The following is a 15,704-nucleotide window of genomic DNA, read 5'->3' as shown; positions in this document are numbered from 1 at the left end:
CAAACGGTGCTGCGATTGGCCGCGTAAAAGTCGTGCCGGATTGGCAACATATCATCGGTCAAATGTGACTGTGGCGTCTGCTGCCTGCATCTCTCCGGTCGCACGATCAAAGCGCAAATAGGCGATTCCGCGGCCATTCGATTGGGTGAATAGCTTACCAGCCGGTTTGCCGCCAGATGTGATCTCGGTCCCTACCGGAGCAGAGCCGTCGACCCGGACGACACTCAAACCTTTGCGCAGTTCGGTCTTGTGCTTCATGCGCGCGGTGACTTCCTGTCCGACGTAGCACCCCTTTTTGAAATCGACACCGTTCAGGTCTTCGAACCGCGATTCAAGGATATAGCTGTCGGCGGTCAGTTCGATCGCGGTTTCGGGGATGCAGTAACGCACGCGAATGGCGTCCCAATCGGTGCCGTCGTCGCTTTCGGCCTGGTCCGTGTAGGCCCGCCAGCCCATATCCGGGTGGCGTGGATCAGGCAGGGCTTCTGCGGGCGGGGCACCGGTCCCGCGTTGCAGACTCAGACCGCTGTCTTCAATGCTGACATCGGCACGCAGCTTGTACATGGTTAGCCGTTTGATGAAGTCGTCAGCAATGGTGTCGGCCACATCCAGCAGCACCGTGTCGCCATCGCGTTTGAGGAAGAAATCCGCCAGATACTTGCCCTGAGGGGTCAGCAAAGCCGCATAAACCAAGCCGTTTTCCAGACCGGCAATGTCATTTGTGACCAGACCCTGTAGAAAGCTGTCAGTGTCCGACCCGCTCAGGCGTAGGATGCGGCGATTGGGCATTGGGTGGTCCTCGTGTTTTTCCTTGGCCTCGTGATATATGAGTTCGCGCCGCCATGACCAGAGGGTATCCACCGTGCCAGCACCGATCAGCATTGTAATTCCAACTTTGAATGCGGCTGACAGCTTGCCGGATACTCTGTCAGCCGTGACCGAGGGTTTACACGCAGGGCTGATCCGAGAACTGATCGTAACCGACGGTGGATCGACCGATCTGACACTTGAAATTGCAAATGCGGCGGGCGCCAAGATCGTCACCGGCGCGACCTCACGCGGGGGGCAGTTGCGGCGGGGCTGCGCCGAGGCCTCAGGTGACTGGATGTTGATCTTGCATGCTGATACGCAGTTGCAACAGGGGTGGAGCACCGCAGTCAGCGCACATTTACCCTCGGGCAAATCCGCGGCTTTTCGCCTTGCTTTTCAGGCAAAGGGTTTCATGCCGCGCTGGGTTGCCGGGTGGGCCAATCTGCGCAGCCGAATGTTTGGCCTGCCTTACGGTGATCAGGGATTGCTGGTGCCGCGTCGATTGTATGAAACGGTCGGGGGTTACCCGGATCAGCCGTTGATGGAGGATGTCGCACTGGTGCGGGTTTTGCCCGGAATAACCTTGCTGAGTCCCCACGCGGTCACGAGTGCGGACCGCTATGCACGGGCGGGTTGGCTGCGTCGGGGCGCGCGGAATCTTTGGACGCTGACGCGGTATTTTCTTGGGGCTGATCCGAATAAGCTTGCGCAGGCGTATCGGCGCTGAAAACTGTGCGCAGTTCAACGATGGACTTGCCCAGACGGAAGGGCGCGGCAAAGCTGACCAGACACAGGGCAACGATCTGTAGCACCAGAATATGCGCATTGGCCTGCAGGTATTCCCATTCATCCTTCAGCTTGCCGACCTGTGCAATCAGGTCATCGTAGCTTTGGGCGAGGATCAGGTAATCCCCTGCAATTGCAGGCACTTTGCGACGCATGTTGTCAATTGCGGCTTGGGTTTCGTCGTCGAGCGTGGTGAAAACCAGAAATTGATCAATGTCGAACGCATCAGCTTTTGCAGCCATGGTACGCAGATCATCATGCTCTTTTTTTGCCTTGCGGCCGAACAGAAACTGTATGCCCTGAAGCGGGGCGACCTCGTTCGTCACAGCAATAAACAAGGGCAGATCGGCATTGTTGGCGGTTGAGGCCGACAGGAACTCGACCTTGTCACACAGTACGGCCATGTCCCGGTCGTAGGCCGGGTCGCAGAACCGCAAACGGAACCGGGCGGCGTCGCGGTCAAAGGCCAGCGTCGCGGCATAGGCCACGTCGATCTGCCTATCCAGCCGTGAGCTATCTGACGTGTACAGACCTGCCAAAACCGCAACCAGTGCACCGATCCCGCCCAGAACGACCCACACGAGGTCTGCAAGTTTCCATGCCCGGTGTCCGGCTGGCTTGCGAAACAGAAAAGCAGTGCCCACTGTCCCGATCAGAAAGGACAGGAGCAGTAGCGGCAGTTGATTTTCGGTCACAAAGGTCATGCGCCCAAAGTGACGACCCACCGGCCCGGTGGCAACAGTCATCACATTCTATTGTATCAGTTTGGAACTAAGGCCCAGAGCTTTGTCCGAACTTCCGGAACAGTTTTGTACGGTCAAACGCCTGTTCCAGCTCGTCTGTGCGCTCTTTCACCGAATCCCATAGGCGTTCCTGAACCTCGGCTATCACGCATTCCATCAGCATCAGGATGGCAGACATCGAATCCCACGCAGAAGGCACAGCGATCCGTGCGGCAAAAGTATGCTCGGCCAACCTGTGAATGGGTGAACGCCACTGGTCAGTGAATAGAACGATCTTGGCCTGACGCTCTTGGCACAATTGCCCGATCAACATTGTCGAATTCTCATAGCGCCGCACATCCAGCGCGATCAACACGTCATCTTTGCGCACGTCCAGCAGGTCATGCGTCCAAGAGGCTGCAAAGGGAAGCATCCGCACGTCAGGGCGTATCATTTGCAGATGCAGGTACAGGTATTGCGCCAGCGCCCCGGTGATACGGCCTCCGGTGATAAAGATGCGCCGCTTGGGGTCGCTAAGCAGATTGCAGAAACTGTCGAACTCTGCCGGGTCGACCTCATCAATCGTGCGTTTTTGATTGGCCAGCGCCTGCTGGGAATAACGGTTCAGGATATGTTCCTCGGGCAGGTCGTTCTGCCAGACGTTCCGCTTTGCAGCGGGTCCCGAGATCATCTCTTTCACTTCACCGCGCAGGGCGGCCTGGAACTGCGGATAGCCATCGAACCCGGTCTTTTGCAGCATGCGCGCGACGGTCGTGGTGGAAACCGAGGCCGAACTGGCCAGTTCGGTGATGCTGCCCAGACCAGCCATGGGATAGTCGTCCAGCAGCACGCTTATCAATTGCCTTTCGGATGGGGTCATTTCATCCCGATGGGCCAGCAGCCTGTCCGTTACCCGCACCCTGGGTCCTCCTGCATGGGTTTTAATCGCGCATGTCAAAAATTTTTCAGCACGATAAGGTGTGATCGAATTTGTACAGGAAAATTATTGACAGGGGAATGCATCGTGTGGAATTTTTTCCGCAAGCTTCTTTCACGGAATCGCAGGACGACACATTGGACTTTGGAACTGTTGTTCACACGGATAAGGCGGACGGCACAGCTTTGGTGCTGCTGGTGTGCGAACACGCGTCCAACCGCATCCCTGAATACCTGGGTGATATGGGACTGTCGTCCGAAACGCTGAGCAGTCACATCGCCTGGGACCCGGGTGCGTTGGGTGTTGCGCAGTACATGTCGGAACTGTTGCAAGCGCCCTTGGTCCACGGTGGAGTTTCGCGGCTTGTTTATGATTGCAACCGCCCTCCTGAGGCCGCAGGCGCCATGCCGGTCAAAAGCGAACACTACGACATTCCTGCCAACATTGCGATGACATCGGATGAGCGGCAAGCCCGCATCAAAAACATCTACATCCCGTTTTCGACTGCAGTGTCAGACCAGATCAAGAAACACCGTCCCGCGCTAAAGCTGATGGTAACTGTGCACAGCTTTACCCCGGTTTATCATGGCCGCCAAAGGGATGTTGAGCTGGGCATCCTGCACGGGCGCGACGACCGGTTCGCAACGGCGATGATGGCAACGGTGCCTGATGATCTGCCATATGTAACGCGTTTGAACGAACCCTATTCGGCCGCTGACGGGGTGGCGCACACATTGAATGCGCAGGCTCTGCCGAACGGGTTGCCGAATGTGATGATCGAGGTTCGGAATGATTTGATCCGCACACCGGACCAGCAACGCATAATGGCCGAGCATCTTGTGTCCTGGGTCACCCAAACGCTGGCAGGGTTCCAGGACAGGGGAGCGGCATGATCGGGGCGATGGCGGCATATGTGCGCGTTGTTGACGCGGTAAACTATCGGATCGGTCGCGTGATGATGTGGGGCCTGTTCGCGTTGATGGGAATCCTGCTGTGGTCCTCGATCTCGAAGACCTTCTTTTTGCCATCGCTTTGGACGCTTGAAATGGCGCAGTTCGCGATGGTGACCTATTACATTGTGGGCGGGCCATATTCGATCCAGATGGGGTCGAATGTACGGATGGACCTGTTTTATCACAACTGGAGCCCGCGCAAGAAAGCGTGGTTCGACGCTTTCACGGTTCTTCTGTTGATCCTTTATCTGGGTGTTCTTCTATACGGCGGGTTGGGCTCAACCGCGTATAGTCTTGGGTATTGGGGGGATCAGCCACTTTCGTACTTCATAGGCCTATTGACGGGCAGCGAAGAGATCGGACGGCTTGAGCGATCCTCGACAGCGTGGCGCCCCTATATCTGGCCGATCAAAGCCATCATGGTGTTCGGCTTTTTCCTGATGCTGCTGCAGGCGATATCGGAGTTTTTCAAAGACATAGCCCGGCTCAACGGGCAGGAGATCGGGGTGCAGCGGGCATGAGCCAGGAATTTATCGCCATCTTCATGTTTGCCTTGATGATGCTGATGCTGTTCACCGGGCAGCGTGTGTTTGGTGCAATCGGTGCGGTTGCGACGATCGCTGCGTTGGCGCTGTGGGGAACCGGGGGGCAAGACATCACGTTTTCCGCGGCGATGAAATTGATGAAGTGGTATCCACTGCTGACACTGCCAATGTTCATCTTCATGGGCTATGTGCTGTCGGAAAGTCGTTTGGCCGATGACCTGTACCGAATGTTTCATGTCTGGATGGGGCCAGTAAATGGCGGGCTGGCGATTGGAACCATTGGCCTGATGGTTCTGGTGTCGGCCATGAACGGTCTGAGTGTCGCGGGTATGGCCATTGGTGCAACCATCGCGTTGCCCGAGCTGTTGCGGCGTGGCTATGACAAGACGATGGTGACCGGGGTCATCCAGGCCGGGTCAAGCCTTGGTATCCTTGTTCCGCCCTCGGTCGTGCTGGTGCTTTACGCCATGATCGCGCGACAGCCGGTCGGGCAGCTTTGGCTGGCCGGTATCTTGCCGGGTTTGCTGATGGCGGGTCTGTTTATCGTGTATATCTGGCTTCGCTGCCGCATTCAGCCACAGCTTGGCCCTGCGATGGAAGACGCGCATGAGGTGCCGTGGTCCGAAAAAATCCGGCTTCTGGGGGCAGGAGCGCTGCCGCTGATCATCTTCGCCGCGATGATGGTGCCGTTTGTAAATGGTTGGACCTCGCTGGTCGAAAGCTCGGCCATCGGCGCGCTGACCGCTTTGGTCGTGTCAGTCATCAAACGCCGGATGACATGGAAAATCTTTGAAGACTGCACCAAGCAGACGCTCGCGATCTCTTGCATGTTTATGTGGATCATCTTGGCGGCGCTGGGTTTCGGGGCGGTGTTTGACGGGCTGGGTGCGGTCAAGGCCATCGAGAACCTGTTTACCGAACAGCTTGGTTTGTCGCCGTGGATGATCCTGATCCTGATGCAGCTGAGCTTTATCGTCATGGGTACGTTTCTGGACGACACGGCCATGTTGGTTATCGTTGCCCCACTTTACGTACCGCTGGTGGGCGCGCTGGGGTTTGATCTGATCTGGTACGGGGTGCTTTATACGATCACCACTCAGATTGCCTATATGACACCGCCGTTTGGCTATAACCTGTTCCTGATGCGTGCAATGGCGCCGCCCGAAATCGGGTTGAAGGACATCTACCGCTCGATCATTCCGTTTGTCGGTGTGATGGTGCTGGCCCTGATAATAATAATGGTATTTCCGGATATTGCCCTTTGGCTGCCCGGTTATGTCTATGGAAACTAACAAGAATGCCCGGTGAATGGGCACAGGTAATTTCAACAGAGAGGAAATTGACATGACTACAAGACGCAAGTTTCTGAAGACTGCCGGTGTTGGCGTCGCCGCTGCGCCTTTGGCCACGCCCGCGCTGGCGCAGAGCACGATCACATGGCGGATGCAGACCTATGCTGGTCCGGCGCTGGCTGAGCATGTGATCGACCCGGCGATCAAGATGTTTAACCAGATCGCCGGCGACCGGATGCAGATCGAGCTGTTCTACGCCGATCAGCTTGTTCCCACCGGCGAGCTGTTCCGTGCCATGCAGAAGGGAACCATCGACGCGGTTCAATCGGACGATGACTCGATGGCGTCGCCCACCGAAGTTACCGTTTTCGGCGGGTATTTTCCGTTTGCATCCCGCTATTCTCTGGATGTTCCCGTGCTGTTCAACCAGTACGGTCTGAACGAGATCTGGGACGAAGAATACTCAAAGGTCGGCGTCAAACACATCAGTGCCGGTGCGTGGGATCCGTGCCATTTTGCCACCAAGGATCCGATCAACAGTCTTGCGGATTTGCAGGGCAAGCGCGTCTTTACCTTCCCGACTGCGGGCCGGTTCCTGTCCCAGTTCGGCGTGGTGCCTGTCACGTTGCCGTGGGAAGATATCGAAGTCGCCGTGCAGACGGGCGAGTTGGACGGCATCGCATGGTCGGGCATCACCGAAGATTACACTGTTGGTTGGGCCGATGTGACCAACTATTTCCTGACCAACAACATCTCGGGTGCTTGGGCAGGGTCGTTCTTTGCCAACATGGACCGCTGGAATGAACTGCCGGAAGACCTGCAGACGCTGTTCCGCGTCTGCACCGACCAGTCGCATTACTACCGTCAGTGGTGGTATTGGGGCGGCGAGGCATCGCTGCGAGTGAATGGCGACAAGATGCAGCTGACCTCGATCCCGGACGAGGAATGGGCACAGGTCGAGGCCGCCGCCGTGGCGTTCTGGGATGAAATCGCAGCCGAATCTGAGACAAAGGCGAAGGTTGTCGAAATCATCAAGAAGTACAACGCTGATATGCAGAAAGCTGGACGCCCCTACCGTTACGGTTAAGGGGTCGCCAATTCGACCCGCCCCGGTTTCGGGGTGGGTCAAACGGAAAACAGGGCTGATGATCAGGCATCGGCAAGGATAAGGGTGGCACATGCTCACGTTTGAACATCTCAAGACGCAGGTATCTGATGGGTCCGTGGACACGGTTCTGGTGTGTATGGTGGATATGCAGGGTCGCTTGATGGGCAAGCGGTTTCATGCGGGTCATTTCGTGGCTGGCGCGTGGGAGGAAACGCATTGCTGCAACTATCTGCTTGCCACCGATCTTGAGATGGCGACGCCTGATGGCTATGCCTCGACCAGCTGGGAACGTGGTTATGGCGACTATGTGATGAAGCCTGACCTGGATACGTTGCGCCCGGTGCCTTGGCTTGAAGGGACGGTGATGGTGATGTGCGATGTGCTGGATCATCACACGCACGAAGAAGTGCCGCACGCGCCCCGGTCGATCCTGAAAAAGCAGGTCAACCGTCTGAAGGCGATGGGCTATGACGCGATGTGCGCGACCGAACTGGAATTCTTCCTGTTCGAGAAAAGTTTTGACCAGATCCGCAAGGAAGGGTTCCGCGATCTTGAGCCGATCTCGGGCTATAACGAAGACTATCACATCCTTCAGACCACCAAGGAAGAGCACGTAATGCGCCCGATCCGCAACCACCTGTGGAACGCGGGCATTCCTGTCGAGAACTCCAAGGGCGAAGCTGAGACCGGGCAGGAAGAACTGAACATCAAATACGCGCCCGCGATGGAGACTGCCGAGTATCATTCGATCGCCAAGAACGCGGTGAAAGAGATCGCCTGGCAACATGGTCACGCGGCCACCTTCCTGCCGAAATGGCATCATGACAAGGTTGGCAGTTCCAGCCATGTGCACCAGTCACTATGGGCCGACGGCAGGCCAGCGTTTTTTGATGAGGCGGACGAATTGGGCATGTCGACGCTGATGAAACACTATATGGCCGGCCTGCTGAAGTACGCTGCCGATTATACCTATTTCATGGCGCCCTACATCAACAGCTACAAACGGTTCATGAAGGGCACCTTTGCCCCGACACGGATTATCTGGTCGGTGGACAACCGCACGGCTGGGTTCCGCCTGTGCGGTGACGGGACCAAGGCCGTTCGCATCGAATGCCGTATACCGGGCTCGGACATGAACCCCTATCTGGCGATAGCCGGGATGCTGGCCGCAGGGATTGCGGGCATCGAAGAAGAACTGGAGTTGCAACCCCCCACCAAGGGGGACGTCTACCAAGGCGAAACCGGGCTTATCCCCGGCACCTTGCGTGCGGCGCGGGATGCGCTGCATGGCTCGGCCATGTTGCGGGCGGCCATTGGGGATGATGTTGTCGATCACTATACACGCGCTGCCGAGGTCGAGATCGAGGAATTTGAGCGTGTCGTGACGGATTGGGAAGTTACCCGCGGGTTTGAGCGGGCCTGAACTGGCGGAAGCGAGGGGCCAGCCCCTCGCGCTCCCCGGGATATTTTTGGCCAGATGAAGCAGGGGACCTGTTTCAATATAGAATGGAGTGACCATGGGTCAGATGTTGAAATGCATCTCGCCGATCGATGGGTCGGTTTTTGCCGAGCGCGAAACGCTGTCGCGTGCGGCGGCACTTGAGGCAGCGCAGCGGTCGAGGGCGGCGCAGGCAGGTTGGGCTGCTCGGCCCCTGCAAGAGCGGATCGACCTGGTGATGGCAGGCGTGGCTGCAATTGGTGCGATGAATGACGAGATCGTGCTCGAACTAGCCCATATGATGGGCCGTCCGGTGCGCTATGGCGGTGAGTTCGGCGGTTTCAACGAGCGCGCCAGCCATATGGCCCAGATCGCGCAGGAGTCGCTGGCGGATATCCCGGTGAGTGAGGATGAGACTTTCAAGCGCTATATTAAGCGTATCCCGCATGGCGTGGTTTTCGTGGTGGCGCCTTGGAACTATCCGTACATGACGGCGATCAACACGGTTGCGCCTGCGCTGATCGCGGGCAACGCGGTGATCTTGAAACATGCGACGCAGACGTTGCTGGTAGGTGAGCGTATGGCGCGGGCTTTCCATTCTGCGGGCGTACCCGAGGATGTGTTCCAGAACGTGTTTCTGAGCCATGATGTGACCAACGATCTGATCGCGGGAAATGCGTTCGACTTTGTGAATTTCACCGGTTCAGTGGGCGGTGGTCAGGCGATGGAACGCGCGGCGGCGGGAACATTTACCGGCGTGGGTACCGAACTGGGTGGCAAGGACCCCGGCTATGTCATGGAGGATGCCGATCTGGATGCTGCGGTCGACACGCTGATCGACGGTGCCATGTTCAACTCGGGCCAGTGCTGCTGCGGGATCGAGCGGATTTACGTTCATGAGAGCCTTTATGACGCGTTTGTCGCCAAGGCGGTTGAGATCGTGAAGGGGTACAAGCTGGGCAATCCGCTGGACCCTGAAACGACGATTGGCCCCATGGCCAATGTGCGTTTTGCCAAAGAGGTGCGCGCCCAGATCGCCGAGGCGGTTGAAGCCGGGGCCATGCCCCATATCGACACCTTCCCTGAAGATGACGGCGGCGCGTATCTGACTCCTCAGATCCTGACCAATGTCACCCACGACATGCGGGTGATGCGGGATGAAAGCTTTGGCCCGGTTGTCGGCATCATGAAAGTATCCTCGGATGAGGAGGCGATTGCGCTGATGAATGACAGCGAGTTCGGGCTGACCGCCTCGCTCTGGACGCGCGATGTGGACCGCGCCGCGCAGGTGGGCGACGCTGTTGAGACTGGCACAGTGTTCATGAACCGCGCGGATTACCTTGATCCGGGACTGTGCTGGACAGGGTGCAAGAACACCGGGCGCGGTGGTGGGTTGTCCGTGATCGGCTATCACAACCTGACCCGTCCCAAATCCTACCATCTGAAAAAGGTGACATCATGAGCCTTGTTGGAAACTGGTCCTACCCGACCGCGATCAAGTTCGGCGCTGGCCGGATCAAGGAATTGCCCGAGGCCTGCGCAACCGCTGGCATGAAAAAGCCCCTGCTGGTCACCGACAAGGGGCTGGCCGATCTGCCAATCACCGCAGCCACGCTGGATATCATGGAGGCTGCCGGTCTGGGCAATGGCCTGTTCAGCGAAGTGGACCCGAACCCCAATGAACAGAACCTCGCTGCCGGGGTTGCGGCTTACAACGCGGGCGGCCATGACGGTGTGATCGCCTTTGGCGGCGGCTCGGGTCTGGATCTGGGCAAGATGGTGGCCTTCATGGCCGGTCAAACACGGCCCGTCTGGGACTTCGAGGATATCGGCGATTGGTGGACGCGTGCCGATGCCGACGCCATCGCGCCAATCATCGCCGTGCCCACAACCGCCGGGACGGGGTCTGAGGTGGGCCGCGCCAGCGTCATCACCAATTCCGAAACTCACGCCAAGAAGATCATCTTTCACCCCAAGGTTCTGCCGACCGTGGTGATCTGCGACCCCGAACTTACTGTGGGCATGCCGAAATTCATCACCGCCGGGACCGGCCTGGATGCCTTTGCGCACTGCGTTGAGGCTTATTCCAGCCCGCACTACCACCCGATGAGCCAGGGCATCGCGCTGGAAGGTATGCGGCTGGTCAAGGAATATCTGCCGCGCGCCTATGCCGATGGCACCGACATCGAAGCCCGCGCCCAGATGATGAGCGCGGCTGCCATGGGCGCCACCGCCTTCCAGAAAGGTCTTGGTGCGATCCACGCCATGAGCCATCCGATTGGCGCAGTCTTCAACACCCACCACGGCACCACTAACGCGGTTTGCATGCCCGCCGTGCTGGAGTTCAACGCACCCGCCATCGCCGACCGGTTTGGCGCTGCAGCGGCCTATCTTGGCATTGACGGCGGGTTCGACGGCTTCCGGGCGTTTGTGCAGGACTTTAACGATGCTCTGGGCATTCCGCGCAAGCTGTCCGATCTGGGCGTGACCGAGGCTTCGATCCCCGAACTGGTCAAGGGCGCGATTATCGACCCGTCCTGTGGCGGAAACCCGATTGAGTTGACCGAAGAGAACCTGACCGCATTGTTCAAAGCCGCGTTGTGATCTTTTCACCAGTGTGCCACTAAAAAACCGGTCCGTCTTGCGGGCCGGTTTTGCGCGAAAGGTTCACATGTGACCCCGTTTGTCATCGCCATAGTCCTGGCGGCAGCTCTGTTGCATGCTGTGTGGAACGCAATCGTGAAATCCGCAGCCGACCGGACGACGACATTGGGGCTGGTGGCGCTGGGTCACGTCATCGCCGGGGGTGCGATGGTTTTGGCGCTGCCGTTGCCGAGTGCAGAAAGCGTCCCTTACATCCTGATCTCGACCGTTGTCCATTTCGGGTACTACTACATGCTGGGCCAAGCCTATCAGCATGGCGACCTGAGTGTCGTTTACCCCATTGCCAGGGGGATCGTGCCGGCACTGGTGTCGCTTTGGGCAATGGCGTTGGTGGGCGAGGTGCTGCCGCTGCAAGCGTGGCTCGGAATTGCACTCATCGCGGTAGGGATTCAGCTTAGCAACTGGAATGCGCTTCGATCAGGTGTTGGACGCTCGGCCCTTTTGTTCGCGCTGGGGACTGGAGTGTGTATTTCGATCTATTCCGTGTTTGACGGGATCGGCGTGCGGCTGTCGGGGAATACGCTCAGCTATTGGGCGTGGGGGGCGTTTCTGCACCTGTTTATTGCCGGTTTCGTAGGTATCCGCAGGCGCAAAGCACTTGCAAACCTTCCCCTGAAAGTCTGGGTGGTTGGCCTGTTGGGCGGTTTGGTGTCAATGGCGGCGTATGGGCTGGTGCTCTATGCCAAGAACTTCGCGCCGCTGGGTGCTGTATCTGCGCTTCGGGAAACCTCGGTTATATTTGCGGCCCTGATCGGCTTCATCTTTCTGAACGAGGGCAACTGGATACGGCGTCTGGGCGCTGCGATCCTGATGGCCATTGGTGTGGCGCTGATCGGCTTGGCGGTTTAGCCGTGTAAGGTGGCCGTGCCGAACGTGCACCTAATCTGGCTAGTCAGGTCGCAGGAGAGGTCGTGTCACCCAACATATGCCGCGTAGATCGGCGGACTGGCTGAAAAGCAAACCGGGCTAAGGCGGTCAGTTGCTGGTCGAGAATGTGCTTTGCGGTCGCCACTTCAACGTGCCGTCATCGTCGCGATGACAGCGCAGCAGACGCTCTTGCACCGTGCTGACCGTGCTGGTGACGGTGTTGTCGCCGACCATCAGAACAAAGGCGTCCTCGGAATAGGCCATGCCGTCGTAATAGCAGAACCGAGATTCCGCGCCCTCCGGAATAGGGGATGCGGTGCTGAGCATCTGCTGCGCGGGCGCTTGCGCGGCCAGCAGGGTCAAAGCCAGTGCCAGAGTTGGTGTCTTCATGTCGTCCTCCCGTTCGAAAATCTGTTCGTGTTCAAATTGGGTCGTGGACGCTCGAGAACCTCAAATGTCGTTCTTGGATGACGGGTTGAGGGTAACTGTGAACGGGATCAACGGGTTAGGTAAGGGGGGGTGTTGGAGGGTGGCCGGTGAGGCGGTCTCGCGCTATCCGGCCAATGCTTGATGTAAAGCGTCAAGCAAGCGCCCGACCCGTTCCCATGGGCGGGCGCAGTTTTCTCCTGTAGTTTGAAGTCTTTCTATTCATAACTTGAATAGAATTGCTCCTGTGAATCGGAGAATGCTTGCCTAAAGACTTTGGCTTCGCTTTCAAAGCCATCCAGTAAAGGTTGGAATTCCGAGAACTTTATCTCCCTGCCGAAGTGCTTTGATAGAGCCATTTGGCAAAACATCCAAAAATGTAGTTGATCTGACATTATCCGACAGACTTGTGCATCCTGTTTCAGTTTTGTTTCTGACGGGTCGCGCAGTTGTTCATCAAGCATTAAATCGAGTGCTTTGTTGTCGCCATGTACCAAATGACTTTGAAGTCCGTACATGTGGGCCAAGGCGCGAAAACCTATTGTCGGGGAACCTTCAAAGCTGCGCTTATCTAAGAAATCAATAATTTCGGAAAATGACTTTTTTGCTTTAATTGTTTTCGTTTTTGCTTGTTCTGGCCACCAAACTCGAAAATTGTGTCATCGCGGAGGGCTTCAAAAATACGCTGATCGAGATGCATCCCGTGTTCGTTCGCTAAACTCTGAGCAAATTGAGCCTTATGTCTTTGTTGATGTGCGTGAACGTGTTCAAGGTCCGTCCAAAACTCTTCGACCAATTCCGGCTGTTCAGCGGTTGGGGTGTAACAAATAAACCAAATCTTGGAGCAGGTTTCTGTGAAAGGGCGTAGAAGTATTTCGGCATCCCAGATGTACCCCCAACTGGTCAAAAAAGATATGCTTTGACTTCTTTCGCTAGCAAACGTCATCAACCGATACAGTGTGCCTACGGCTGGCGACACAATGTGAGTATCTCGAAAATACGAGAGAATTTGCTCTCGAATTTTCGAGACAGCAGTCAATTGAGCAGATTGAACGCCATGCAGTGTTGGAGTTTGCTTGGAAAAGCCTGCAGCTTTACTCAAACATCCAACTCCTCCACAAACCGCGCGTTCTCCTGAATGTACTGGAACCGCAGTTCGGGTTTTTTGCCCATCAGGCGCTCAACCAGATCGCCGGTTTCGCCGGGTTCGTCCTCGTCTATGGTGACGCGGATCAGTTTGCGCGACGCCGGGTCCATCGTGGTCTCTTTCAGGTCCTTGGCGTCCATTTCGCCCAGACCCTTGAAGCGTGAGACGTCGATCTTGCCTTTGCCGCCCAGTCCTTTCTCAAGCCATTCATCCCGCTCGGCCTCGTCCAGACAATAGACGCGCTTGGCGCCTTGGGTCAGGCGATACAAAGGCGGGCAGGCCAGATACAGGTGGCCCGCGTCGATCATCGGTCGCATCTGGGTGAAGAAGAACGTCATCAGCAGCGAGGCGATATGCGCCCCGTCCACATCCGCGTCAGTCATGATGATGATCTTGTCATAGCGCAGATCGTCGACGTTGAACTTGGTGCCAAGCCCCACGCCCAGCGCTTGGGTCAGGTCGTTGATCTCGGCATTGGTGCCCAACTTGGAAGAGGCCGCGCCCAATACGTTCAGGATCTTGCCGCGCAGCGGCAACAGCGCCTGTGTCTTGCGGTCCCGGCCCATCTTAGCGGAACCACCCGCCGAGTCGCCCTCGACAATGAACAGTTCGGTGCCGTCGCGGGTCGAACTGGAGCAATCCACCAACTTACCGGGCAGGCGCAGTTTCTTGGTGGCAGATTTACGGGCGGTTTCCTTTTCCTGACGGCGGCGCAACCGTTCCTCGGATCGCAGGATCAGGAAGTCGAGGATCGCCCCGGCGGATTTCGTGTCCGCTGCCAGCCAATTGTCGAAATGGTCGCGGACTGAGTTTTCGACCAGCCGCTGTGCTTCGACCGTTGCAAGGCGGTCCTTGGTCTGGCCCACGAATTCAGGCTCGCTGATAAAGCACGACACCAACGCACAGCCGCCGGTGATCAGGTCATCACGGGTGATCTGCGCGGCCTTTTTGTTGTTGATCAGCTCTCCGTAGGCCTTGATCCCCTTGAGAACCGCCGCCCAGAATCCGGCCACGTGGGTGCCGCCTTCGGGCGTGGGGACGGTGTTACAGTAGGACTGAATGAACCCGTCGCGCGAAGGCGTCCAGTTGATCGCCCATTCAACCTTGCCGGGGGTTCTGAACTTTTCCTGAAAGTCCACGGTGCCGGCAAAGGGCTGCTCGGCATAAGTGGACGAGCCGTTCATCGTTTCCTTGAGGTAGTCGGACAGACCGCCGGGGAAGTGAAAACTTGCCTCGGTCGGGGTTTCGCCGTCGTCGATGGCGGATTTCCAGCGGATTTCAACACCCGAGAACAGGTAGGCCTTTGAACGGATGGATTTGAACAGCCGCGCGGGCTTGAACCGGTGGTGGCCAAAGATGTCCTCATCCGCGTGGAAAGTGACAGTGGTACCGCGCCGGTTCGGGGCCGCGCCGACCTTTTCCACTGGGCCAAGTGGGATACCGCGCGAAAAGCGTTGTTCGAACAGCGTTTTGTCCCGTGCCACTTGCACAACCATCGAATCCGATAGCGCGTTCACGACCGATGCGCCCACACCGTGCAGACCGCCCGAGGTCTGGTAGGCCTTGCCCGAGAACTTGCCGCCTGCATGGAGAGTGCAGAGGATCACCTCCAACGCGGATTTGTCGGGAAACTTCGGATGCGGGTCGATCGGGATACCGCGCCCGTTGTCACGCACCGTCAGGGCGTAATCGGCGTGCAACTCAACCTCGATCCGGTTGGCGTGACCGGCGACCGCTTCGTCCATCGAGTTGTCGAGAATTTCCGCGACCATGTGGTGCAAGGCGCGTTCATCCGTGCCACCGATATACATGCCGGGGCGTTTGCGAACCGGTTCAAGACCTTCGAGCACCTCGATAGAAGAGGCGTCGTAGGTAGAGGTCGCGCTGGGCGTCAACAGATCGTCGGGCATGGTGCTGCTCTTGTTTTTAGGTTGTCTCCCATTATGGCAGGTGATGTGGTCCGGGGGAAGAGGGGCCCGAGGTGTTGTGTGAAACAAAGCGCATTGGAT

Annotated in this window: 15 protein-coding genes and 1 pseudogene; 9 read left to right on the top strand and 7 right to left on the bottom strand. The window is 57.5% G+C overall.

Annotation, left to right across the window (positions count from 1 at the left end):
- Positions 1–51 precede the first annotated feature (51 nt).
- The gene (gene ygfZ, locus AC2FIT_RS02360; protein WP_496826507.1) at positions 52–789 is read right to left on the bottom strand and encodes a CAF17-like 4Fe-4S cluster assembly/insertion protein YgfZ; all 738 of its coding nucleotides are present in this window, start codon (positions 787–789) and stop codon (positions 52–54) included.
- A 73-nt stretch (positions 790–862) separates the two neighbouring features.
- On the opposite strand from ygfZ, the gene AC2FIT_RS02355 reads away from it, so the two are divergent.
- Positions 863–1,537: a TIGR04283 family arsenosugar biosynthesis glycosyltransferase gene (locus AC2FIT_RS02355; protein WP_496826245.1), complete on the top strand. Its 675-nt coding sequence runs from the start codon at positions 863–865 to the stop codon at positions 1,535–1,537.
- Between the two features lie 7 nt (positions 1,538–1,544).
- Here the strand turns inward: AC2FIT_RS02355 and AC2FIT_RS02350 are convergent.
- Positions 1,545–2,300, bottom strand: a pseudogene (locus AC2FIT_RS02350) (hypothetical protein); the annotation flags it as partial.
- Between the two features lie 67 nt (positions 2,301–2,367).
- Positions 2,368–3,237, bottom strand: coding sequence for a MurR/RpiR family transcriptional regulator (locus AC2FIT_RS02345; RefSeq protein WP_082677364.1), 870 nt, complete (start codon positions 3,235–3,237; stop codon positions 2,368–2,370).
- Positions 3,238–3,392: 155 nt separating this feature from the next.
- Here AC2FIT_RS02345 and AC2FIT_RS02340 point away from each other — a divergent pair, with 155 nt between their 5' ends.
- From AC2FIT_RS02340 to AC2FIT_RS02305, 8 genes are all read left to right on the top strand, one after another.
- Entirely contained in the window at positions 3,393–4,148 is a 756-nt protein-coding gene (locus AC2FIT_RS02340) for an N-formylglutamate amidohydrolase (protein ID WP_496826243.1), read from the top strand.
- Positions 4,145–4,729, top strand: a complete 585-nt coding sequence (locus AC2FIT_RS02335) for a TRAP transporter small permease subunit (protein WP_496826241.1) — start codon at positions 4,145–4,147, stop codon at positions 4,727–4,729. Before AC2FIT_RS02340 ends, AC2FIT_RS02335 begins: the two co-directional genes overlap by 4 nt.
- Entirely contained in the window at positions 4,726–6,045 is a 1,320-nt protein-coding gene (locus tag AC2FIT_RS02330) for a TRAP transporter large permease (RefSeq protein WP_496826239.1), read from the top strand. The genes AC2FIT_RS02335 and AC2FIT_RS02330 overlap by 4 nt, the downstream gene beginning before the upstream one ends.
- A 52-nt stretch (positions 6,046–6,097) precedes the next feature.
- A complete protein-coding gene (locus AC2FIT_RS02325; RefSeq protein WP_496826237.1) occupies positions 6,098–7,132 on the top strand; it encodes a TRAP transporter substrate-binding protein in 1,035 nt (344 codons plus the stop codon).
- Positions 7,133–7,223: 91 nt separating this feature from the next.
- Positions 7,224–8,576 (top strand): glutamine synthetase family protein, encoded by a 1,353-nt coding sequence (locus AC2FIT_RS02320; RefSeq protein ID WP_496826235.1) that lies wholly within the window; start codon positions 7,224–7,226, stop codon positions 8,574–8,576.
- Between the two features lie 94 nt (positions 8,577–8,670).
- Positions 8,671–10,053, top strand: coding sequence for an aldehyde dehydrogenase family protein (locus AC2FIT_RS02315; protein WP_496826233.1), 1,383 nt, complete (start codon positions 8,671–8,673; stop codon positions 10,051–10,053).
- A complete protein-coding gene (locus tag AC2FIT_RS02310; protein ID WP_496826231.1) occupies positions 10,050–11,195 on the top strand; it encodes an iron-containing alcohol dehydrogenase in 1,146 nt (381 codons plus the stop codon). Before AC2FIT_RS02315 ends, AC2FIT_RS02310 begins: the two co-directional genes overlap by 4 nt.
- Positions 11,196–11,264: 69 nt before the next feature.
- On the top strand, positions 11,265–12,104 hold the full coding sequence (locus tag AC2FIT_RS02305; protein ID WP_496826229.1) for an EamA family transporter: 840 nt from the start codon (positions 11,265–11,267) through the stop codon (positions 12,102–12,104).
- Positions 12,105–12,230: 126 nt separating this feature from the next.
- On the opposite strand, the gene AC2FIT_RS02300 is transcribed toward AC2FIT_RS02305, so the two are convergent.
- The 4 genes from AC2FIT_RS02300 to parE form a co-directional block, all read right to left on the bottom strand.
- On the bottom strand, positions 12,231–12,512 hold the full coding sequence (locus tag AC2FIT_RS02300; RefSeq protein WP_496826227.1) for a DUF1496 domain-containing protein: 282 nt from the start codon (positions 12,510–12,512) through the stop codon (positions 12,231–12,233).
- 254 nt (positions 12,513–12,766) lie between these two features.
- Positions 12,767–13,066 (bottom strand): hypothetical protein, encoded by a 300-nt coding sequence (locus AC2FIT_RS02295; RefSeq protein ID WP_496826226.1) that lies wholly within the window; start codon positions 13,064–13,066, stop codon positions 12,767–12,769.
- A gap of 53 nt (positions 13,067–13,119) precedes the next feature.
- Entirely contained in the window at positions 13,120–13,650 is a 531-nt protein-coding gene (locus tag AC2FIT_RS02290) for a DUF5677 domain-containing protein (RefSeq protein WP_496826224.1), read from the bottom strand.
- On the bottom strand, positions 13,647–15,605 hold the full coding sequence (parE, locus tag AC2FIT_RS02285; protein WP_496826222.1) for a DNA topoisomerase IV subunit B: 1,959 nt from the start codon (positions 15,603–15,605) through the stop codon (positions 13,647–13,649). The genes AC2FIT_RS02290 and parE overlap by 4 nt, the downstream gene beginning before the upstream one ends.
- Between the last annotated feature and the right edge of the window lie 99 nt (positions 15,606–15,704).

Source organism: Ruegeria sp. YTSA135 (assembly GCF_059610165.1).
This window is presented reverse-complemented; position numbering and strand designations above follow the sequence as displayed.

Coding starts and splice junctions, on each gene's coding strand:
- AC2FIT_RS02330 (WP_496826239.1), top strand. CDS start 4,726: ATGAGCCAGGAATTTATCGCCATCTTCATGTTTGCCTTGATGATGCTG.
- AC2FIT_RS02325 (WP_496826237.1), top strand. CDS start 6,098: ATGACTACAAGACGCAAGTTTCTGAAGACTGCCGGTGTTGGCGTCGCC.
- AC2FIT_RS02300 (WP_496826227.1), bottom strand. CDS start 12,512: ATGAAGACACCAACTCTGGCACTGGCTTTGACCCTGCTGGCCGCGCAA.
- AC2FIT_RS02315 (WP_496826233.1), top strand. CDS start 8,671: ATGGGTCAGATGTTGAAATGCATCTCGCCGATCGATGGGTCGGTTTTT.
- ygfZ (WP_496826507.1), bottom strand. CDS start 789: ATGCCCAATCGCCGCATCCTACGCCTGAGCGGGTCGGACACTGACAGC.
- AC2FIT_RS02295 (WP_496826226.1), bottom strand. CDS start 13,066: ATGTACGGACTTCAAAGTCATTTGGTACATGGCGACAACAAAGCACTC.
- AC2FIT_RS02320 (WP_496826235.1), top strand. CDS start 7,224: ATGCTCACGTTTGAACATCTCAAGACGCAGGTATCTGATGGGTCCGTG.
- AC2FIT_RS02310 (WP_496826231.1), top strand. CDS start 10,050: ATGAGCCTTGTTGGAAACTGGTCCTACCCGACCGCGATCAAGTTCGGC.
- AC2FIT_RS02335 (WP_496826241.1), top strand. CDS start 4,145: ATGATCGGGGCGATGGCGGCATATGTGCGCGTTGTTGACGCGGTAAAC.
- parE (WP_496826222.1), bottom strand. CDS start 15,605: ATGCCCGACGATCTGTTGACGCCCAGCGCGACCTCTACCTACGACGCC.